This window comes from Francisella-like endosymbiont, assembly GCF_003069505.1.
In the GTDB taxonomy this organism is placed as follows: Bacteria; Pseudomonadota; Gammaproteobacteria; order Francisellales; family Francisellaceae; genus Francisella.
The window spans coordinates 55,163-76,325 of the sequence record NZ_QAPC01000001.1 but is presented as its reverse complement, the minus strand read 5'-3'; the positions used below and the strand labels follow the sequence as shown (position 1 = coordinate 76,325).

Sequence of the window (21,163 nt, the reverse complement as noted above, 5' to 3'; positions counted from 1 at the left end):
GAACTTCATAACCAATATCTTTAAGCATTTTAAAAGTTGGTATGTGAAATTGCATAATATGTGTTTTAACAACGCTTGCAACAATCAGAATTTTTTTTGACATTAAATATTATTCTCTTTTGCATAGTTTTGCCATCTAAGCATATCATAACAAATATCATCTATAGTTTTTTGTGTCTCAAAGCCTAACTCTCTTTTAGCTTTAGTAACATCTGCAAAACTCACTGCAATATCACCAACTCTTCTAGCTACTATCTGATATGGGATCTCTTTACCTAGGGCTTTTTCATAAGTTTTGATAATCTCTAATACGGAGTAGCCATTTCCAGAACCAAGATTATAAGCTCGCCAAGCAGGTTTATCTTGTGATAATTCGTCTAATGCTAATATGTGCCCTACTGCTAAGTCTACCACATGTATATAGTCTCTCACTCCAGTCCCATCTCTAGTCTCATAATCACCACCAAAGATACTCAGTTTAGCTAACTTGCCAGCACCTACTTGTGCTACATAAGGCATGAGATTACTAGGTATACCTTGTGGATCCTCACCTATCATACCACTGCTATGAGCTCCTACTGGATTGAAATATCTAAGACAAGTGACATTGAAGTTATTATTAGCATTTTGCAAGTCTCGCAAAATATCTTCTAACATCAGCTTAGTTGCACCATAAGGGTTAGTTGTACTTAGAGGCATATCCTCTGTAAACGGTGGTTGATTATTCACCCCATATGCAGTCGCTGATGAGCTAAAGACAAAGTTATAAACTTTATACTCTTGCATTAGCTTAAGTAAATTTAACGTGCCTTGGATATTATTATGGTAGTACTCTAGTGGCTTCTCAACACTTTCACCTACAGCTTTAAAGCCAGCAAAGTGAATCACTGCATAGATATCATATTCTTGGAAAACTTTTGCTAGCTTAGCTTTATCTAAAAGATCTAGCTGGTAAAAATCAAAATATTTATTTGTGAGTCTTTTAACTCTATCTACTACAGATAGTTTACTATTTGAAAGATTATCAACCACCACAACTTGATAATCTTTATTAAGAAGTTCTACCACTGCATGACTACCTATATAGCCTATACCACCTGTTACCAATATTTTTTTATTCATAAATATACTCTATATAGTTTTTATCTTTTCTCTCTACAAAATTTGACTGAGATTGTTGTTTAGTTTTTATAAACAGTCGCAAAATTTTCATAGTAATAACTCTCACAGTTTCTATAATAATAAGCAAATCAAAGACAAAACTCCATCTTCTGATATAGACAAGATCAAGTTTTAACTTATTCTCTGGTAGAGTTACATAACTTGTCAAAACTTGCGCATAACCCGTGATTCCCGCCTTAACTTTTGTTCTGTAAGAAAACTCTGGAATTTCTTGACTAAACTTATTTATCAGCTCTTGTCGCTCTGGCCTTGGTCCTACTATAGACATATCACCTTTTAAAACATTGAAAACTGCGGTAACTCATCTAACCATATAGGGCGAATTATTTTACCAACTTTTGTAATTCTAGTATCATTATCAACAGTCCAAACTGCACCAGTTTGTGATTCATCATTTACTTTCATACTCCGGAATTTTATTAGATTAAATCTTTTTCCATTTCTAGTAACCCTCTCTTGGATAAAAAATGGTGAACTTCTATCTTCTAAATAAATCGCCACAGCTATTAGTAACATGATTGGCAATGTTAAGATAATAACTACTAAACCAAAAAAGATATCAAAAATTCTTTTGATAATTTTTGCTTCATAAGATAAACCAAAATTTTTTACACTCATAGCTAAGCTATCACCAAGAGGAACTAGGATTGCACCCCAAATTGATATTTCATACTTTCTTGGGATGAGAACCACTTCAAGGTTATATTTGCTAGAATTAATAAGTCATTATCATCTAATAGCTTCAATGCCTTATCTGAGATAAATGCTTTTGTATAACTATATGCCACATCAGCTAAGTTAAAACCATCGATATCTATACTTAAATATCCAGCAATTATTTCTCTAGGTAGCTTGGTAGTCTCTGCCTTCGCACAAAGCCACTCTTGTTCTCGATCTAAACCAATAATTAGGATTTTGCTATAGATAGTATTTCTTATCAACCACCTAAAAATATTTCGTGATACGCATAACATTACCAGTTGCAGTAAAAAGCCCAAAATGATTAAGCTACGCGGAAATGAGAACCTCCTTAGAAAGAATGCTAACGATGTTATGACAATTGCAATAGCTAATCCACATAATAAAACTTTTAGAACATTCCTTGATTTAGATACTTTTTCACTATTAGTATATTCAGCGATAAGAAAAATTAATAAAGATGTTACTGCTATAAAAACCACCATGAAGTCAAAACTACTAAAATTACTAGTATCATAATTTAATAGATGTAAAGGTATAGAGTAACTTAGTAATACAAGTATTACAGATATCACTAGCTCTATTGTTTTGAGAATGATCGCTAAATTAAATTTTATTAAGCTCATCTCTCATCTTATCAATAGTTTGCTTATAGCTATTAGAATTAAAAATAGCTGAACCGGCAACAAAGGCATTTACCCCACATGCTGCTATTTCAGCGATGTTTTGAGGATTTACCCCACCATCTATCTCTAGCAAAATATCTCTAGCTGTAGATTTAATCCATTGCGAGACTTCTTTAGCTTTATTAAGCATAGCCGGAATAAACTTTTGTCCACCAAAACCAGGATTTACTGACATTATTAATACTCTATCAATATTTTTCTCAACATACTTTAAACAATCTATCCCAGTAGCAGGATTTAAAGCAAGTCCAGCTTGAATACTAAAAGATTTAATTAGCTTTAAGCTTCTATCAATATGCTCACTTGCTTCAGGATGAAAAACGATACTAGTTGCTCCAGCTTTAGCAAAACCCTCAATCAAAGTATCTACTGGTTTAACCATAAGGTGAACATCCATTCCAGCAGTTATACCAAAGTTCCTTAGAGCTTTAAGTACCATAGGTCCAAATGTCAAATTAGGTACATAGTGGTTGTCCATAACATCAAAATGAATGTTATCAGCCCCAGATGCTAAAACTGCTTTAACATCATCGCCTAATCTAGCAAGATCTGCAAAGAGTATAGAAAGATTTATTTGAATATGTTTCATAATAGCTAGTTTAAATATATTATTATATACTTGAAAATTTTATCATATTGAAAGTAAAATCTGGTTATATAAAATATAAAATTTATGCTTATAGATATTAGTTAAAAAGATTTATTAGCAAGTTTAGAAAGCTTTATTATTTGGAGATTAACATGACTGGTCATATTAAAAATGCTGTAGAAACATTTCGTTTAGAAATAGAAACATTAGAAAAATTAAAAAACTCTATCGATGAGAATTTCGAAAAAGCATGTGAAATTATTTTAAAAAATAGTCGTGAAAAAGGTCGAGTAATAATAACAGGTATGGGAAAATCAGGTCATATCGGTAAAAAAATGGCTGCAACACTTGCTAGCACAGGCACACCTGCTTTCTTTGTACATCCAGGTGAGGCTGGACATGGCGATTTTGGTATGATTACCAAAAGTGATGTATTAATAGCCATTTCCAACTCTGGAACCTCCTCAGAAATCATGGGATTAATGCCAATGTTAAAATACCTTGATATCCCAATAATTGCTATGACTAGTAATCCAAAATCTATACTTGCTAAAAATAGTGATGTTATTCTTAATCTAAATGTTGACAAAGAAGCATGCCCACTTAACCTTGCTCCTACATCAAGCACTACAGCAACTTTAGTATTAGGTGATGCTTTAGCGATTGCATTACTTAAGGCAAAAAACTTTTCAGCAAAAGACTTTGCTTTCTCACACCCTAATGGTGCCTTAGGTAAAAAACTAATTTTAAAAGTTGAAAATATTATGCGTAAAGGTAATGAGATACCAATAGTTAAACCGACAGATAATATCCGTAAAGCAATATTAGAAATCAGTGATAAAGGCGTTGGAAGTACCTTAGTTGTTGAAAATAGCAAAATTTTAGGTATTTTCACCGATGGCGACTTAAGAAGAATGTTTGAAGCTGAGAGTTTCAATTCTCAGCGAGCTATCTGTGAAGTCATGACAAAAAACCCTAAAACCGTCTCTAAAGAAAAAATGGCTGTAAACGCCCTCGAAAAAATGGAAAAATATGAAATTACAAGTTTAGCTGTAATCGATGAAGATCATAACATACTAGGAATAATAACGATGCATGATCTTGTCAAAATTGGGCTTAGATAAAGAAATTTGATTTATTTCTATTTGATAAAATTTTTTAACCAATGATCTACGCTTACATATCTACCACAACCATATAAAAATAATGTAAATAGCATAATAAAATATGTAACAGCAAAATCCATACCACCATTCAACATTACAGGATCACCTAAAGATGTTACATAGTTATATCTATCTGGAAAATTATTAGCTAACCAAGTACTTTGTGTCGACTCGGCACCCTTATCAGCAATAGCTGGCCAACCATGAGTCCAATACACCATAGCTCTAGCAACTCCCATGACAAACATCATTAGTATAGACACTAATCTAGTAAACAAGCCCAAAACTATACACCCTATACAACCAATAACTTCCGTAGATGTAGCTTGCAATTAATTCAGGAAATGGCAGACCTAGTCCTCCTTTGAAAGGCTGGAGCTGCAAACCAAACTACTGTTGTATGAAACCCCTCAATCTTTGATCTAGCTCCTACAAACATCGTAGTGACAAAATAAAGTCTTATATCCAACAAAAGTAAAAAAATCTATAAACTGAAACTTTATAACAGTTCTAGAATACATATCATATATTTTGTTTATCATAAATCACTCCCTTAGATTGATAAAACAATCATATTTTGATTGTGCCAAGCAATTATTTTTTGAATTAAATGCTTTTAAAAGTTATTGTTTATTTTTGAAAATCTTCAGAACCAAAAATATCACTCCCCTTTTTCAACTGTTAAACTTATAGTTACAAACTCTAGATTAGATATTTTTTTATAAGAAGTTTTATGGTTAGTATTACGATAAATCGCATAGAAAATCTCTGATTCTTTAATTAGCTTTTTATCTAAATTACTTACATCAAATGGTAAAGATATAAATGTCAAAATTCGGTTTATTTGAATATTTTTAATATCCTTAAACTTAATATCTTTAATAATTTTTTGCATTCTCATATACTCTAGAAGCTGATATTTCTATACAAGCATAAGAACTAAAATATGTAAAAGTATTATCTAAAACTCCTAATACATTACCAATAATAAATTCTCTATTTGAATTACCATAACGTATTGCTTGAGTAAAATTTTGCATCTTAATTTTTACAGTTCTGAAATATCCATACTTTCTCCTATATAAAATTAGTTATGCTATTTAGCTCTTTAACTAAATTATCAAGTTTAGAACAAAATGATCTCGCTCAAGTAGTATTGGATGCCAGCCATGCCCAGTTATTGTAAACTTAGTTAACTCTTTGACCTTATGAATTACATCTTTCCCATGTGTATCTAAGATAAAGTCATTTTTTTATAGTGTCCTGCAATATGGTAATAGCTGATACTATCTTTTCTAATACCTCTTATAAACTCATAGGGATAATAATTATAATTATAATTATGACTATTAACATAAACATTGTTTATATCAAGAAGTAATTTAGCGCCACTTTTATCTAGAATAACATTTATAAAATCAAGCTCATTCATATCATTATCGTATTGATAATAATAGGAGATATTTTCTAAACTTAGAGGTCTTTTTAAGAATATCTTGAACTTGCTCAATCCTGTTAGAAATATACAAAATATTTTCTTTTTCTATAGGTACTGGCAAAAGATCAGATAAATAACCTTTCTTATCATCTGAAAAACATAAATGATCACTGTATATTTCTATATTATTAATCATCTAAAAAAGCTCTGATCTCATTTTAAAACTTCTTATTTAAAGGTCGAAATCCACCAATTGATAGATTAAGTTCATGAGCTATTATTGGATATCTCTCTGTAACTTTATCTAGGTAATCACTTTTAAAGCCGCCTAAACCTATCCAATTTTATGGAGAAAGTTTTAAAAAATCAATTCCAGTAACTTTTTGTGTTGAAAGTATTGATTGATGCTCAGATCTAAGTCCAATACCTTGAGCTTTGCTAATCATTGACTACCAAACTCCATTAGAGCATTTCCTAACTGTGCTATCTCTTTTTTGTTTTGTTTGCTATAAGCATTTTCAACTTTAGTACCACAATTACCATCTCGAACTCTAACTAGCTTACTATCAGCCTCATCTACATCAACATCTACAACCCATAATTTTTTAAGCGATCCACACCTTACTACTAGCACATTTACCTTCACCTTGAGCGATTGGACTACTTTCTTCAGAATCTTCAATATTCTGTGTTTGTGTGTATTTGAAGCTTTTGCATCTTCTGCAAGAGTATTCCAAAAGATATAGATGCTGTTAAAACAATTGTTAAAGATATTTTACTTTTCATATTAACTCTCCTTACTTAATTCCGCTAACTGGAAAACATGCTAAATTCCGACCTTCATAAACAGGTCTTTTATAATATTTTTTAGCTATCTTTGTAGACTCATCTTTAAGTACTAGACCTCTACCTAAGAAATGGTTCAAAACTAATACTTTTGGATTTACAGCAGCAATTTTAATAATAGTTTATGGTTTTATATTTAAGAAAATGTCCGCTGCATATGCATTTTCATCAATTGGCATAGGCATCATTAAAATATCTGCTCCTTTAGCAAAAGTGATAAAAGCATCTCTAAATTTATCTGCCTGATTACTACCACCAGCACCTGTTACCACAATAGTTCCTTTTTCAGATACAATCTTATAGGCTAAAGTTGGCATATCTCCTTTTGGAATTCCTAACGCCCAAACTGTAAACTCTTTCTTCGAAAAAACTTTTGTAGGACTCGTACTTTTATAATCAATGTTAGTAACATGATCTAATTTGAAAAAACCATCTGTTCCTGTAAATATCCAATGTAGGTATGCAAAACACCTGTAGCTTTCTCAAGCATCATGTTAAGAAACTCTGTAGCACTTGGGAAAAGTCCTCCATGAATTGGACCAGATAAGGGTAAGCTTGTTTTTCTATCAGAAAAATATGCGCCTTTTAATATTGCAAGTAAATCTACAGAATGATCAGCATGAAAATGCGTCATATTAATTATTTCTAAATCTTCTAAACAAGTGCCTGATTGACCAAACCTAATGTAAGTTCCACCACAAGCATCTATTAATATATTAGATTTACCATCTAACCATATAACCTCTCCAGCTGATACCCTTAGCATCATCAGTTATAGGTCCACCAGAGTCCAATAATTACAACGTAAAAACTTATCCAAGCACTATGGTGAAGTTTTAGCAATACCATGTGAAACACCTATAGTGAGCATAGATGTAAGAGTCAAATTTAAAATATTTTTATTCATAAAATAACCTTTTATCTCTTTGATAAGGCCATTATCAATGATTATTATAATAAATAAAAACTAATAATACTTATATATAAGAAATTATTATACATAATCACAAGAACGATTAAATTTAGTAGTAGCTTTGTTTGAAAAGATAGAACTAAAGAACATTACCCATAGACACACAATGATAGCCAGCGTCCACATGGACGATTTCTCCTGTTATACCTGTTGCCATATCTGAGCATAAAAACGCTACGGTATTACCAACTTCCATAATATCAACATTTTTCTTAAGTGGAGAAACCATAGAATTATAATCAAGCATCTTTTTAAAATTTGAGATGCCTGAAGCTGCAAGAGTTTTGATAGGGCCTGCTGATACAGCATTTACTTTAATACCATCTTCACCTAAAGCTAAAGCCGTATATTTAACTGTAGCTTCTAAAGAAGCTTTAGCAATACCCATAGTATTATAACTTGGCATAGCCTTTTCTGCACCAATATAAGTAAGTGCTACCATAGAAGCATTACGATTTTTCATCATGCTACGACCTTCTTTAGCTAATGCTGCAAAAGAATATGCACTAATATCATGAGCAATACTAAAACCTTCACGAGTTACACAATCAATAAAATTGCCTTCTAACTGGTCACGCGGTGCAAAAGCTATAGAATGAACTATACCATCTAGACCATCCCAAACTTTACCAAGCTCTGCAAATAAATCTTTAATCTCTCGATCAGAAGTTACATCACAAGGCAAAACTGCTACTGGATTAAATTCTGCACACAATTTTTCTACTCTATCTTTGAACTGTCCAACATAAGTAAAAGCAAGCTCAGCTCCTTCTCTATGCATAGCTTTTGCGATACCATAAGCAATTGACTTATTACTTAAAAGTCCTGTAATTAATATTTTTTTTCCTGCTAGAAAACCCATTAAACTCTCCTTTGTGAATGTTTTATTTTTAAAAATTAAATCTAAGTACTAGAATCCATTCAACTTGATTATATAGTACAAATATTTCAAAGTATTATATAATTATAATTAGTCATAAAATAAAACACTAGACTAATTTATACTTTATGAATTGTAAAAATAAAAAAATAGTTCTTACACAGAATGGCGAAGTAAACTTTGATAGAGCTAAAGAAACTTGGAATATTATGAAAATAACATCCGAGCTTGTAGAAGGATATGAACGTCTAGATAAACTTACTCCTGCTATAAGCATATTTGGATCAGCTAGACTAAAAGAGAATAATAGATATTACTTAGAAGCTGTTAAAATAGCAGAAAAACTATCTAACCATGGTTTTACAATAATTACAGGTGGTGGCCCAGGCATTATGGAAGCAGGTAATAAAGGAGCTTCTTTGGGTTGCTCTTATAGTGTAGGATTAAATATAACTCTACCACATGAACAAACTCCTAATAAATACCAAGATATTAGCCTACTTTATAGATATTTTTTTACTCGAAAAGCAATGTTCATTAAGCATTCTATGGCTTATATAGTAATGCCTGGAGGCTTTGGCACCATGGATGAACTTTTTGATACTGCAACTCTCGTTCAAACTAAGAAAAAAGCGTATATGCCAATTATTCTTTTTGGTAAAGATTTCTGGGGAGGGTTGGTAGATTGGATAAAGACAACAATGATAGAAAATGGTGTTATAGATAAAAATGATCTTAAAATTTTACACCTTGTTGATACTATTGAAGAGGTTATTGAAATTATTCGAGACTACTATCAAAATTCTTATCATGCTAAAGAACACGCAAAAGTAATTTTTTAAAGGTTTATATATGGATATTAACACTATGTCAGCAACATTAATAAACAACTCTTTACCTATAATCGCAGCTTTTAATGTTTTGATTCACATTTTCTGTGGACTAGGAATAGCCAAAGATATACCCAAAGTTTTAGACAGAAGGCTTACAACTATTTTGTTACCAAAAAATATTTGGATTTTAGTTGGTTTAGTATTTGGTATCTGGGGATTGCTGATATATTGGCTATTTCATCACTCAACCTTCTCACGAGGGTAAAGCTAACTCACCAAAAACTTCTTTTCTTAGATTATCAATATCTTTGTGGATAATCTCTTCAACAATTTTCTTGGTAAGAGTGTGATCGATGTTTTTGATATAACTTACATTACCTTTACTCTCAAAAAAAAATATTATCAACGATTTGATCATTCTCTGCTAAGGTAACCTGAATAGCCTCATGAAACTTACCTAATTTACCATTCATCAATAATAAAAAATATGCTCCAAGCATTTTCCTAATCTTGACCTTACCAAGTACACGCATAGTTTTATGATGAATAAAAAATGGTGTAATCAAGTGAAGCTTCTGATACAGTGCCTCATCTATTAATGATGAAATGCCAGCAGACATTGATATTGCATAAATTAGATCATAGTTATCTGCACTAATCTTGTATTTATTAATAATACGCTTTAATTTTCGTTTGACAAAAATAGGGCGTCCCAAAGCTACTGTAGTTACCTTAACTTTTATACCATCAACATCAACATGCTCAATGCTATCACTCTTACTGTAATAGCCTCTTATAATTAATATATTTAATCTGTCTTTATTCATTAAGCTTTTTCAATAAGTTCTATTTGATATCCATCTGGATCTTTTATAAATGCAATAATTTGTGTACCACCTTTTACTGGACCTGCCTCACGAGTTACAACCCCACCTTTTGCTTTAACATCATCACAAGCTTTGTAAATATCTTCTACTTGCATACATAAATGTCCAAAAGCAGTGCCATGATCATACTCATCCTCACCCCAGTTATATATCAGCTCTAGAACCGTATGGTTAGATATATCTCCATAACCTAGAAAGGCTAAAGTGTACTTACATTATAGATTATCAGTTTTTTGCACTTCATGCCTAGTACATTTGTATAGAAATATACAGATTTATCTAAGTCTTTTACACGCAACATCACATGAGCAAAGCGCACCCGAACTCCTTGTCAAAAATTTATTTGTTATTGATAAACTATTTTGCTATATTATAGCAGGTTTTTAATCCTCTGTTCACAACTATCCAGGGTTAACAAAACTATAGGAAAGCAAATGACTAATTTTCAACTTTTAATATTATTCACGCTATAACTAGAAATTTTTTTATTTTATTCTCCTTTAGTCAATTAATCATCTAAATGATATAATGTTTAAATTAAGCTTAGTTTAACTAGAGCATAAAACACCATTATTATTAATTTGTTTTAGTGATTAAATCGGCTTTTTCTTTTAGTTGTGGTGAAACATTTTCCATTGCAACGGCAACATTGACTCTATCAAACATCTCTAGACATTATTACCATTACCAGAAGCATAAGTCTCATAGTCTTCTAAGCTCAGATATTCAACTACCTTATCAATACTATTAGCCTTTGTATGCCGAGCTAAATAACAATCAAAATAACCATACTCATTATGTGGAGCTGTGACATAATCATCACCGTGTGTATGTTGTAAGGCAACAACATCGACATTTCTGCCTAAAACCAAATTACTATAGATTGTGACATTATATAGTTGTGTGTCGTAATAATTTTGTCTTTATTTACAACAACATTATTATAATTAAATAGTCGAGATCCTAATGATTCAAGGTTATTTACATAGGCATACTCACCCTCAAAGAGCCAGTCATGATTGTGTTTCTCACAGAATTCTAAAACACTATCTATAGCACTTTTTGGGAAAAGTTTTTTATAAACAAGTTTATCACCGACTCTCACAACTGAGCCATTAGCAGTAATGGTAACTCAAGAACCGCTAATGGAATAAAGCCGCGTCCTACCAGTAGCTATGAAAGTTTTATAGCCTCATTTTCTGAGATTTTTTTATTGCTTGAATATTTTTCTCTGAAACAAAAAGTTTCCCTTTGTTTTCATATACTAAAGTACCATCAATATCAAAAAAGAACGCTTTATTTTTCATTTTTCTCCTTAATAATCTAAAATATTTGCTATTCCCAATACAAATGGGAACCTATCAATTTAAGCTAATATTCAAAAGATATGCGCATCTATAGAAATTATATTTTTAATAAATAAACATCGCATCACCATAGCTGAAAAACCTATATTTTTTAGCTATTGCATGATGATATGCTTGCATAATTTTGTGTTTATTGGCAAAAGCACTTACAAGCATAATCAAAGTAGACTTTGGTAAATGAAAGTTTGTAATCATCGCATCTACAACATTAAATTTTTTGCCAGGATATAAGAAAATATCTGTCTCCCCTTGATAAGTTCCAATCTGACCATTTTGTCCTGCTGTCTCAAGTGAGCGTACAGAAGTTGTGCCTATAGCTATTACTCTACCACCATTTGCTTTTGTTTGTCGAATTTTTTGACAAACATCTGCTGGTACAGATATTACCTCAGCATGCATTTTATGACTCTCAACATCATCAACTTGAACAGGTTTGAAAGTTCCAGAACCAACATGTAGAACTATATAAGCAATATCAACACCCTTAGCTTTTATCTGTTGCATTAGCTGTTGTGAGAAATGCAAACCAGCTGTAGGAGCTGCAACAGAACCTAAATCTTTGGCATATACAGTCTGATAACGCTCGGCATCAAACTCTTCATCTTCGCGCTTCATATATGGTGGTAATGGAATATGACCAAACTCTTCCATCAGCTGATAAATATCTTCATCGCCTTGTAGCTCAAGTAGATACATACCACCATCTTTGTCTAAAACTTTTGCTAATGTATCCTCAATATATATTTCACTACCAACGGCTGGTGAACGGTTAGCTTTGATATGTGCTTCAAAGACTTTTGGTGTTTTGATCCTTTCTATAAGGTATTCAACCTTTGCTCCGGTAGTTTTGCTGCCATACAAACACGCCAACATTACTTTACTATTATTTAAAACAAGTAAATCTTTTGGCGTTATAAAATCAATAAAATCAGTAAATTTATGATCAGCTATTTCACCTGTTTGCTTATTTAACTTTAGTAACCTACTAGCATCACGATTTTCTAATGGGTAGCTAGCGATCAACTCTTCTGGTAATTTATAATCAAAATCATCTGTTTTCATAAATAACCTTATATTATAAATTACTATTTTTTAGTGCCTTTTAAATTTGCTTTTATTTCTTTTATGTGACTCATAGTCATTAAGAACTTCGTTAATAAATTGATCATCATCAATATCAAACATTTTTTTTAAAAAATCTTTATCTGATAAGTCATTTAAACCTTTACCATAAATAAGTAAACTTCTATTTTTTTAAAGTCAAACAAAAATTAGCATATTCAAAACATTTACTAAGCAATTCACTCGTATCTTTTCAGGATCGAAATTTTCATCTATCATCGTATTCATTTGGATAATTTGGTCTGCAAATAGCTTACTTGTGAAAATATTCATCTTGAGTAAATCAAGCATAGTAACTTTACTATTGTATCAACATTTTCAATAATCTCTTCTAAACCATCTTGCTTATCAAACTCTAAAAATACTTTTTTACATCTACTATTTCGTTTTCCATATTGTTTCTTTTTCTCTTGAGTTTACATGGCTTGCTTTACCACCAAACTTTTTAAAATACTATTCTTATCAACAAATTCTAGTCCAGCTCTACGCGCTTTTTTGAGATATTGATTATCACTAGCAAAGACTTCTTTAAATGCCTTCATCAAAGCTAGCATCTTAGTATTATCAAGCATACGCTCACGCTGATATTTATCTAGTGTTGAAATATGACCAATCAAGCGCCCTTTTGCAAAAACCTCACTCAAAACTCGAGTTAGTGCAATAACATCCTTAAAACCTATATTTACTCCTTGCCCTGCTAATGGATGAATTGTATGTGCTGCATCACCTACTAATACCACATTGTTTTGCATATAACTCTTAGCATGACGCTCTATTAACTCAAAACTAAACCTTTTTGATAGTAAGTTAAGACTACCAAAACTATTATCAATTGCCTTAGTAAGTTCTATCTCAAACTTCTCATCTAGTAAACTCATAAGAAAATTAGCATAATCAGTCTTTACAGACCAAACTATCGAAGCTTTATTTGCATCTGCTAATGGCAAAAATGCCAGTACACCTTTATCATAAAAACGCTGATATGCTGTTTGCTGATGGTCTTTTTCAAGCTTAATTGTTGCAACAATAGCAGTGTGTTTATACGGTTTAACTTTAGTTTCAAAATTAAAATAATCACGAATAAAAGAGTTAGCACCATCTGCACCAATTACTAAACTTGTTTCAATGATTTTATCATCTAAAAATATTTTCTCAGTATTAACATTTCTTTGGATTTTGTGTATTTTTTGATTAGCAAAAATCTCAATACCTGTAGCACTGATTTTCTCTATTAGCGCGGCAACTATTACATCATTTTCAACAATACATCCTAAGCTATGTTCGGCTATTTCTTCGGCAGTAATATTTATACTTTCACTAGGAATACCATCCCATACACACATTTGATAGTATGGTGATACACGCTTATTTTTAATACTATGCCAGACACCTAATTGTTGCAAAAAACTTTTTGAGGTATGGTTTATAGCACTAACTCTAGTTTCGACTCTATCAGTGCTTAAAGGCTTATCATTAATTTCTTTTGCTTCAACAAGCGCAACCTGCAAACCCTTTTGGTGCAATGCCAAAGTAAGACTTAAGCCTACCATACCACCACCAACAATCACAGCATCTTTTTGAACATTTCTAACGCTCATCTTCAACCACCTTTCTCATTAGAGTTGAGCCTTTGCTAAGCTTACCCATCATCACTCTTGATAGAACTTTTTTAGCTAACTTGCTTCTTTGTAAGAGATATAAACCAGCATTTCTACTTGCAACTAACTTAGCATCGTTAGATACAAACCATTTTACAAAACCATGAATGACAAAAATTGTTCTATCATGATCTGGTTTTCTGACTTTGACAAACTCTGCTAAAACAGCTACAATTGAGTTCTGTGAAAAATCACTCTTTGCAAGCAAATCATATAAAAAACCAATATCTCGTATACTTAGATTCATCCCTTGACCAGATACTGGATGCAAAAAATGTAATGCATTACCGAAAAAAAGCACATTGTCTTTATGGACTTGCTCAGCTTGGACAAGATATAAAGGAAAAACCGCGGGTTTTGAAGTAAGTCTAATCTCTCCTAATCTGTAGCCAAAGCGATCTTGGACTAGCTGTTCAAACTCTTTATTATCTAAGACTAACTTTGCTTGTGAATTATCTCTATCAATAGTCCAAACACAGCCCATAGTAGTTTTTGCCTTAGGTAACATTGCTAGTACCCCATCAGTCATAAATCTTTCAAAAGCTGTATTATAATTATCAAGGTCTGTTTGAATATCAAAAACAAGTGCATCTTGTTGATAATCAGTTGTCTTGGCTGCGACATTTAGCATTTTTCTTAAACTTGAGTTTGCGCCATCACAAGCGATTATTAGCTGTGCTTCTATAGTTTTAGTCTCTCCTTGCTGCTTGACTACTAAAGAATACTTATCATCGTGTTTATTTAAATTAACAACATTTGTTCCAAAAGATTTAACAATATTTGGATTATCAGCAACACTTTGTAAGGCAACTGTCAGAAGCTGTTGTATTGGCGCAATAGCTCCTAGAAATGGCAAATTTTCATCTTTAGCAAATATCTCAGCTCGACCATAGTTACCTTTATCTGAGACATGAACTTGTTCAATAGTTTGAGTTTTACTTGCAACCTTATCCCACAAACCAAGAGTATTTAAGAAAGCTATTGATGAATAAGACACCGCAATACTTCTATTATCATTTTTTACTTGTAATTGATCTTTTTCAATATGAATAATTTTACATCCAGTCTTGGCTAAAGCTAGAGAAGTAAATAAACCAACTATTCCGCCTCCAACAATTGCCACATCATATTTAGTATTCATGTTGATACCTAAATTTTTTCACTATTAATAAGTAAAACTGCTACTTTTATATACTCAACCAACTCGAAAAAATCTTCTTCACAACCTTCATCTTCACCTAAAGCTTCATAGTCCATATATGAGATTTTCATCAGATCACTAATTGCTTCCTTGATTTCTTGATCTTTTGAACTCTCAAAATCCAAACCACATAAACCTATTCCTGATAGAAACCCTCTTATCCAATATGTAAGAGCTTCAGCTCGATAACTTAACGGCTCATTATCTGCTGGAATAAATAAATCAAAGCTCAGACCTTTTTCATCGAATTGAGATTTGGTGTAATCATAAAGTTTTTTCATAGTTTTCAAAGCTGAACTAGTAATCAAATCACCATCTTCAATTAGCTTATTCATTAGAGAATCTGACCAAGCTGTAAATTTAACTTCAGCACCAAAACTAAACAAGGCACAAAGTAAACCATGAGCTTCAGAAGCCGAGCTTAAAGCCTGCATTACTTTCAGTGCTTCTGCGACATCTTCAAAATTAGGTTTTTCATTTTTCATAGAGATTAATTTTATTTTATATTATATTGTTAAATTATTTTACTGTATCTAGATAATTAGTTATAGGTATTTTTTGATAAGATTCTGCTCAAAACCAAAGTTAAAACCAGCTAGTAGTTAGTAACAGCCAAATATTTAATCAACAAAAGAAAGAACTTAACTCAAAAGTCAAGAAATATATCTACAAACTTTTTAGTGTAAATTATTCAAACAGTATTTAGAGTGATTTATAATAAGTTTGTAATCAAGAGTTTAGTTGTCTGGGTTATTGGTGATTTAGTTACAATCTTGTACCGATACTACTTAGAAAAAGGAGCCTTGGTGTTTTGACTAGAGAGCAAGCTTTGATACTTTAGCATTGACAAAGAAGCCCAACGTTGAAACTATAGGGATCAAGAATATTGGACTAAAAACGGTAATCTGGACAACTAATTTTTCATACTTGCAGTCATGAATAAAAATCAAATACGTAGGCAGCTTTTAGATATTAGAAATTCTCTTAAAAACAAAACCTATCTTAGCGAGCAAATCAGCTCTAAACTGATAAGCCACATACAAGTAAATTTTACTAATCCCAAGATAGCTAGTTTTGTATCACTAAAAAATGAAATAGATACTCAAACTATTAACAATCACTTTGAAAATATCTATTTACCTATAATTCATCCCTTTATAAAACATGGGCTTTGGTTTGCTAAAGACTCTAAAAGTTATTACTTAAATAAATATAAAATCAAAGAACCTATATACTCTGTTAAAGATATAGTTACAGCTTGGGAACTTGATATTATTATAGTACCGATTGTTGGTTTTACTAGCGATAAATTGAGAATTGGTATGGGTGGCGGTTTTTATGACTATAACTTAAGCTTTAAAAAAACTCATAAATACCCTTTAACTATAGGTATAGCCTTTGATGAACAGCAAAATAATGCTATTATCAGAGATATACATGATATTAAGCTTGATTTAATTATTACACCTACGAGGATATTATAACTATGGATAGTACTACTGTAGCAGATCAAATAAAAACTCAAATATTATCCAAAGTTGAACCTCAAGCTATAATCGAAGTAATTGATGAAACATACAAACATGTAAAACATAGAGGCTATAATCAAGGTAAGTATCATTTCGTGCTTAATATAAACTCTCAAAAACTTAGCACAATAACAAAAATCCAAGCACACAAACAAATATTCAAAGCTGTTGAAAATTTAATGCCATATATTCATGCTTTATCAATAAAGATCAAACCGGAGTAAAATACAATGTTTGATTTTATTATACATTTTAATGAGTATATAAATTATTTTATTGACCTTTTAGGTGTGTGGTTTTATATTTTATTATTCTTTATAGTTTTTTGTGAAACTGGAATTGTTTTAGGTATATTTTTCCCGGGTGACTCATTACTTTTTACAATTGGTATAACAGCTGCTGCTACAAGTATAAATATTCATTTAGCAGTTTTAACAATATGCTTAGGTGCTATAATCGGTGACTCGTGCAACTACATCACTGGTAAATTTATTGGCGAAAAACTCTTTAGTACTCATGCACAGATTCTCAAGAAAGCTTATTTGATTAAAACAAAAGAATTTTTAGAAAAATATGGCACAAAAGCGATAATTTTCTCACGTTTTATCGCCTTTGTTAGAACTATTACTCCTTTTGTAGCAGGTGTAAGCAGAATGAATTATGCTAAATTTGTCATATTAGGAACAATATCTGCAATTATATGGTCTTTTTCTATAACCTATACTATATACTTCTTTAGTAATAACCAATTTGTTAAACAAAATCTAAGCCTTTTAATCACTATAGTAGTCATTGCTGTAATTATTCAAATGCTACTTAAAAGTATTATAAATAAAATAAAAGCAAAAAGAACTTAACCTTTAGAAATTATTTTTTTATAATCTAAATAACAAAACATTCAAAAGCATAACCCATGGATACAATTTCAGCACTATTAAATATAGTATTGTATCTAGATCAATTTATTAGCACTTATATAAATATACTAGGTGACTGGACTTGCTTACTGCTTTTTTTAGTGATTTTTTGTGAAACTGGACTTGTAATAATTCCTTTTTTGCCAGGTGATTCATTACTTTTTGCCATAGGTCTTACTGGAGCTGCGACAACTCTTAATGTTCACCTAGTAGCGCCAATATTAGTAGCAGCTGCAGTTTGTGGAGATTCTTGTAACTATTTCTTAGGTCGTATGATTGGTAAAAGAATCTTTAAAGAAGATGCAAAAATTCTCAAGACTGTACATCTTTTAAAAGCTCAAGAATTCTTTAACAAGTATGGTCCAGCTGCTATTATATCTGCTAGGTTTACACCACTTGTGCGTACATTTATGCCTTTCACAGCTGGCATGGCACGGATGAAATATACTAAATTTGTGGCAATAGGTATTATCGGTGCGTTTATCTGGGTTTATTCTATTGTGTATTTGGCATTTTTCTTTAGTAATAATGCTTTTGTTAAAAAATATTTTGGCTTATTTATCATTTTGATTGTTGTTGTTTCTTTGATACCACCGACAATATCTTTTATCAAAGCTTTCAAAAACAAACTACTTAATCACCAATAAAACCAGTAAGGCTATTGATTTAATATTACAAAAGCATTGAGTACTTCGATAAGCATAGCCAACTTATGTTGTAAAATTTTTATTGTTTAAATCAACAATTTCTCAGCCGTTAGTAAGATTTAGTTTGTTACTTAACTAAAGTTTTAATAGAGTTTAAAATAATTCTTAAGTCTAAAATCTACTTTTTAAGGTTTAAATAATCGACAAGAAGTTTCCTACTTTTTAACTGCTTACCAGCTAAAACATAATCAATACATACTCGAGTAACTCTAGAAATTGCTTTTAGATCATCATTTGACCACAAGCTTAGCGGTTGATTTATTTTCTTAAGACTTCTGCCAGAGATACTATTTATAGCTGAGTTAAGATCTTTTCTAAACCCATTAGGAAGTATAGTGTAGGTACAGTTATTTTGTATTGATATCCCATTAATATCATTATCAACATAAATGCCCTGACCAAGACTATTTAATAACTCAAGCTCAAACATTCTCAATAAGTATCTATAATTAGCTTCATCGATATTTCTTAAGATAAAATCATATTTATCAAAGAGAACATCTTCTTCATGAGAATAATTTAAAAGTAAATATATAAGCTCATTAATATACTGCAGTGATAATAAGTTTATATATGATTTTTGGTAAAATGACTCAATAAACTCAATATTATAAATTTTACCTAGACCATCGGCCTTTTTAGCGAGGTTAATTTGTCCTTTTAGTTTAACTAGTGGCTGATATAAATTAGCAGTTTTTTTATTAATTGTTATTAATACCGAGAGCTTGCCGAACTCACGCGTAAATACGCTCCCAAGTAGTGAATTTTCTCTATATTTACGCTGATGTAATATATAAAAGTCATACAGCTGCTGCATTTATTTTCTCAATAAGCTGAATTATTTGTAGTCCATCTCTATACCTAACTTGTGGTAAACCAAAATCTGCTATTAGCTTTTCTAAAGAAATTTGGCTTAGATTTTGTTTGTTTTGCAAACTAATCTGAAGCCACTTGAGCATAGCTAAGCTATACGCATCACCATAAATCCTATATGATACCCTTTTATCACAAATATAAATCTCGACTGTTGAAAAATTATCGCTAATACTATATTTAGCCTGCTCTGCTAAGATAATACTATCTTCAAACTTAACTTGTGTTAAAAGCTCCTTTACTAAATCATTATACATCTACTTCTCCTTGTGGTGATAAAGCTCGCAAAAGTTGTACTTTTTCTTTTAGCAAATTAGCTGCTTGGATAACTTGTGCTTGCGTTGTTTGTAGCCCAAAAGATATTCTAAGCGTTGATTCTACTTCAACTGCTGTCAAACCTATAGCACTTAAGACATGTGAAGGCTCAACTGTATGGGAATTACATGCCGAGCCCATTGACATACAAATCTCATCAACTAGCGCTAATAATGTTTCACCCTTTACTCCTAAAAATGTAATATTTAAAATACCTGGATAACTATTTTCAAGATCTGTATTAATTCTTATATTAGCCAATTTCTGAATAATTCCTAAAAATAGCTGCTGCATTTTTGACACATATTCAAAGTTTTGCTCTTTTTTTACAAATATCTCTTTAGCAGCTGTAGCTAGTGCAAATATCTGATAAGTTGCCAGTGTCCCTGCGCGTAAATTAAACTCTTGAGCCCCCCCATGTATTTGCTTTATAAGCTTAACTTTTGGTCGTTTTGATCTTAGATAAAGAAAACCAACACCCTTTGGTGCATACAACTTATGTCCAGACACTGATAACAAATCAATATTCATCGTTTTGATATCTATATCAACTTTACCATAACCTTGGGCGGCATCAACATGCAGCAATGCTCCATTTTGCTTGGTTATTTTCCCAATTTCCACAAGGTTATTTTGTGTCCCAAGCTCATTATTTACAACCATTAAGCTTACAAGTATTGTTTGTGGTGTGATAGATTTTTTAAGCTGCTTCAAATCAACTTCACCAAACTGATTGACATCAAGATATGTAACTTCAAAACCCTGTGTCTCTAAAAACTTACAAACATCCAATACTGTCTTATGCTCAGCTTTTGAGGTTATTATATGTCTACCTTTATCTTTATAAGCATATGCCACTCCTTTTATCGCAAGATTATTTGACTCAGTCGCTCCTGAAGTAAAAATAATCTCCCTTGGTAACACTGCTAAAGTTTGAGCAATTTCAGCCCTTGCCTGCTCAATTTTATTACTAACAATTTCTGCTTGCTGGTATGTTGATGACCCAGGATTAAAAAAATCATTATCACTAGTTATTGAATTTAACATAGAATTTTTGACAATTTGACTAAGTGGAGTTGTCGCAGCATAATCCAAGTAAATAAGATTCATTAGAAATTAATAGTTCTTTTATTTAATAGCTAATATTGCTATTATATCAAATAATTGTGTACATAGTACTTTAACAAAATCGCAACAAAATTAAGCAACTGACTAGATATGGTAAATCTAATCAATTTCTTTGAGAAATTAGCTTAAAAATCTCGCGGTTTATTAAGAAAGACCTTAATGGTCAA

Annotated in this window: 21 protein-coding genes, 1 other RNA gene and 8 pseudogenes; 8 read left to right on the top strand and 22 right to left on the bottom strand. The window is 31.5% G+C overall.

Annotated elements, in window-relative coordinates; genetic code table 11:
- Window positions 1-102: 102 nt before the first annotated feature.
- From galE to rpe, 3 genes and pseudogenes are all read right to left on the bottom strand, one after another.
- Window positions 103-1,122 carry a UDP-glucose 4-epimerase GalE gene (gene galE, locus C9379_RS00445; RefSeq protein ID WP_143385140.1) on the bottom strand — a complete coding sequence of 340 codons (1,020 nt, stop codon included), beginning with the start codon at window positions 1,120-1,122 and terminating at the stop codon, window positions 103-105.
- Window positions 1,115-2,507: pseudogene (locus C9379_RS00440) on the bottom strand (sugar transferase). Before C9379_RS00440 ends, galE begins: the two are co-directional and overlap by 8 nt.
- Window positions 2,488-3,156 (bottom strand): ribulose-phosphate 3-epimerase, encoded by a 669-nt coding sequence (rpe, locus tag C9379_RS00435; RefSeq protein WP_143385141.1) that lies wholly within the window; start codon window positions 3,154-3,156, stop codon window positions 2,488-2,490. The pseudogene C9379_RS00440 and the gene rpe overlap by 20 nt, the downstream one beginning before the upstream one ends.
- A gap of 152 nt (window positions 3,157-3,308) precedes the next feature.
- On the opposite strand from rpe, the gene C9379_RS00430 reads away from it, so the two are divergent.
- On the top strand, window positions 3,309-4,280 hold the full coding sequence (locus C9379_RS00430) for a KpsF/GutQ family sugar-phosphate isomerase (RefSeq protein ID WP_318263408.1): 972 nt from the start codon (window positions 3,309-3,311) through the stop codon (window positions 4,278-4,280).
- A gap of 17 nt (window positions 4,281-4,297) precedes the next feature.
- On the opposite strand, the pseudogene C9379_RS00425 reads toward C9379_RS00430, so the two are convergent.
- The 7 genes and pseudogenes from C9379_RS00425 to C9379_RS00395 form a co-directional block, all read right to left on the bottom strand.
- Window positions 4,298-4,864, bottom strand: a pseudogene (locus C9379_RS00425) (HvfX family Cu-binding RiPP maturation protein).
- A gap of 119 nt (window positions 4,865-4,983) precedes the next feature.
- On the bottom strand, window positions 4,984-5,217 hold the full coding sequence (locus tag C9379_RS00420) for a hypothetical protein (RefSeq protein ID WP_343377491.1): 234 nt from the start codon (window positions 5,215-5,217) through the stop codon (window positions 4,984-4,986).
- Window positions 5,201-5,362 (bottom strand): hypothetical protein, encoded by a 162-nt coding sequence (locus C9379_RS00415; protein ID WP_318263410.1) that lies wholly within the window; start codon window positions 5,360-5,362, stop codon window positions 5,201-5,203. The genes C9379_RS00420 and C9379_RS00415 overlap by 17 nt, the downstream gene beginning before the upstream one ends.
- 37 nt (window positions 5,363-5,399) lie before the next feature.
- Window positions 5,400-6,206, bottom strand: a pseudogene (locus tag C9379_RS00410) (MbnB/TglH/ChrH family RiPP precursor modification enzyme).
- Window positions 6,207-6,209: 3 nt separating this feature from the next.
- Window positions 6,210-6,546: pseudogene (locus C9379_RS00405) on the bottom strand (hypothetical protein).
- An 11-nt stretch (window positions 6,547-6,557) separates the two neighbouring features.
- A pseudogene (locus C9379_RS00400) lies at window positions 6,558-7,513 on the bottom strand (MBL fold metallo-hydrolase).
- A gap of 145 nt (window positions 7,514-7,658) precedes the next feature.
- Entirely contained in the window at window positions 7,659-8,441 is a 783-nt protein-coding gene (locus tag C9379_RS00395; RefSeq protein ID WP_143385143.1) for an enoyl-ACP reductase FabI, read from the bottom strand.
- A 146-nt stretch (window positions 8,442-8,587) separates the two neighbouring features.
- Here C9379_RS00395 and C9379_RS00390 point away from each other — a divergent pair, with 146 nt between their 5' ends.
- Both C9379_RS00390 and C9379_RS00385 read left to right on the top strand, forming a co-directional pair.
- Window positions 8,588-9,301: an LOG family protein gene (locus C9379_RS00390; protein ID WP_143385144.1), complete on the top strand. Its 714-nt coding sequence runs from the start codon at window positions 8,588-8,590 to the stop codon at window positions 9,299-9,301.
- A gap of 10 nt (window positions 9,302-9,311) precedes the next feature.
- Window positions 9,312-9,557, top strand: coding sequence for a hypothetical protein (locus C9379_RS00385; RefSeq protein ID WP_143385145.1), 246 nt, complete (start codon window positions 9,312-9,314; stop codon window positions 9,555-9,557).
- Here C9379_RS00385 and C9379_RS00380 read toward each other — a convergent pair.
- The 9 genes and pseudogenes from C9379_RS00380 to C9379_RS00340 form a co-directional block, all read right to left on the bottom strand.
- Entirely contained in the window at window positions 9,546-9,698 is a 153-nt protein-coding gene (locus C9379_RS00380; protein ID WP_343377490.1) for a hypothetical protein, read from the bottom strand. The two genes, C9379_RS00385 and C9379_RS00380, sit on opposite strands and share 12 nt — an antisense overlap.
- Window positions 9,679-10,119 (bottom strand): hypothetical protein, encoded by a 441-nt coding sequence (locus C9379_RS00375; RefSeq protein WP_343377489.1) that lies wholly within the window; start codon window positions 10,117-10,119, stop codon window positions 9,679-9,681. Before C9379_RS00375 ends, C9379_RS00380 begins: the two co-directional genes overlap by 20 nt.
- Window positions 10,119-10,498 (bottom strand): annotated as a pseudogene (gloA, locus tag C9379_RS00370) (lactoylglutathione lyase). Before gloA ends, C9379_RS00375 begins: the two are co-directional and overlap by 1 nt.
- Before the next feature lie 213 nt (window positions 10,499-10,711).
- Window positions 10,712-11,486 (bottom strand): annotated as a pseudogene (locus tag C9379_RS00365) (HAD hydrolase family protein).
- 105 nt (window positions 11,487-11,591) lie between these two features.
- The gene (queA, locus tag C9379_RS00360; protein WP_143385147.1) at window positions 11,592-12,608 is read right to left on the bottom strand and encodes a tRNA preQ1(34) S-adenosylmethionine ribosyltransferase-isomerase QueA; all 1,017 of its coding nucleotides are present in this window, start codon (window positions 12,606-12,608) and stop codon (window positions 11,592-11,594) included.
- Window positions 12,609-12,631: 23 nt separating this feature from the next.
- A pseudogene (locus C9379_RS00355) lies at window positions 12,632-13,062 on the bottom strand (hypothetical protein).
- A gap of 22 nt (window positions 13,063-13,084) precedes the next feature.
- Window positions 13,085-14,266, bottom strand: a complete 1,182-nt coding sequence (locus C9379_RS00350) for a UbiH/UbiF/VisC/COQ6 family ubiquinone biosynthesis hydroxylase (RefSeq protein WP_143385148.1) — start codon at window positions 14,264-14,266, stop codon at window positions 13,085-13,087.
- On the bottom strand, window positions 14,256-15,467 hold the full coding sequence (locus C9379_RS00345) for an FAD-dependent monooxygenase (RefSeq protein ID WP_143385149.1): 1,212 nt from the start codon (window positions 15,465-15,467) through the stop codon (window positions 14,256-14,258). Before C9379_RS00345 ends, C9379_RS00350 begins: the two co-directional genes overlap by 11 nt.
- An 8-nt stretch (window positions 15,468-15,475) precedes the next feature.
- Window positions 15,476-16,012 carry a UPF0149 family protein gene (locus C9379_RS00340; protein ID WP_143385150.1) on the bottom strand — a complete coding sequence of 179 codons (537 nt, stop codon included), beginning with the start codon at window positions 16,010-16,012 and terminating at the stop codon, window positions 15,476-15,478.
- A 254-nt stretch (window positions 16,013-16,266) separates the two neighbouring features.
- Between C9379_RS00340 and ssrS the strand changes: the two genes are divergently transcribed.
- The 5 genes from ssrS (at window position 16,267) to C9379_RS00315 (ending at window position 18,620) form a co-directional block, all read left to right on the top strand.
- A non-coding RNA gene (gene ssrS / locus C9379_RS00335) (6S RNA) lies at window positions 16,267-16,443 on the top strand.
- A gap of 19 nt (window positions 16,444-16,462) precedes the next feature.
- Complete coding sequence (locus C9379_RS00330) at window positions 16,463-17,011, top strand: 5-formyltetrahydrofolate cyclo-ligase (protein WP_143385151.1); 549 nt, start codon at window positions 16,463-16,465, stop codon at window positions 17,009-17,011.
- 2 nt (window positions 17,012-17,013) lie between these two features.
- A complete protein-coding gene (locus C9379_RS00325; RefSeq protein ID WP_143385152.1) occupies window positions 17,014-17,280 on the top strand; it encodes a BolA family protein in 267 nt (88 codons plus the stop codon).
- A gap of 6 nt (window positions 17,281-17,286) precedes the next feature.
- On the top strand, window positions 17,287-17,913 hold the full coding sequence (locus C9379_RS00320) for a VTT domain-containing protein (RefSeq protein WP_143385153.1): 627 nt from the start codon (window positions 17,287-17,289) through the stop codon (window positions 17,911-17,913).
- 56 nt (window positions 17,914-17,969) lie between these two features.
- Entirely contained in the window at window positions 17,970-18,620 is a 651-nt protein-coding gene (locus C9379_RS00315; RefSeq protein WP_143385154.1) for a VTT domain-containing protein, read from the top strand.
- 178 nt (window positions 18,621-18,798) lie between these two features.
- On the opposite strand, the gene recO is transcribed toward C9379_RS00315, so the two are convergent.
- From recO to C9379_RS00300, 3 genes are read right to left on the bottom strand one after another with little or no spacing between them, the layout of a single operon-like run.
- On the bottom strand, window positions 18,799-19,497 hold the full coding sequence (gene recO, locus C9379_RS00310) for a DNA repair protein RecO (RefSeq protein WP_143385155.1): 699 nt from the start codon (window positions 19,495-19,497) through the stop codon (window positions 18,799-18,801).
- Entirely contained in the window at window positions 19,481-19,810 is a 330-nt protein-coding gene (locus C9379_RS00305) for a hypothetical protein (RefSeq protein WP_143385156.1), read from the bottom strand. The genes recO and C9379_RS00305 overlap by 17 nt, the downstream gene beginning before the upstream one ends.
- The gene (locus tag C9379_RS00300) at window positions 19,803-20,978 is read right to left on the bottom strand and encodes a cysteine desulfurase family protein (protein ID WP_143385157.1); all 1,176 of its coding nucleotides are present in this window, start codon (window positions 20,976-20,978) and stop codon (window positions 19,803-19,805) included. The genes C9379_RS00305 and C9379_RS00300 overlap by 8 nt, the downstream gene beginning before the upstream one ends.
- Between the last annotated feature and the right edge of the window lie 185 nt (window positions 20,979-21,163).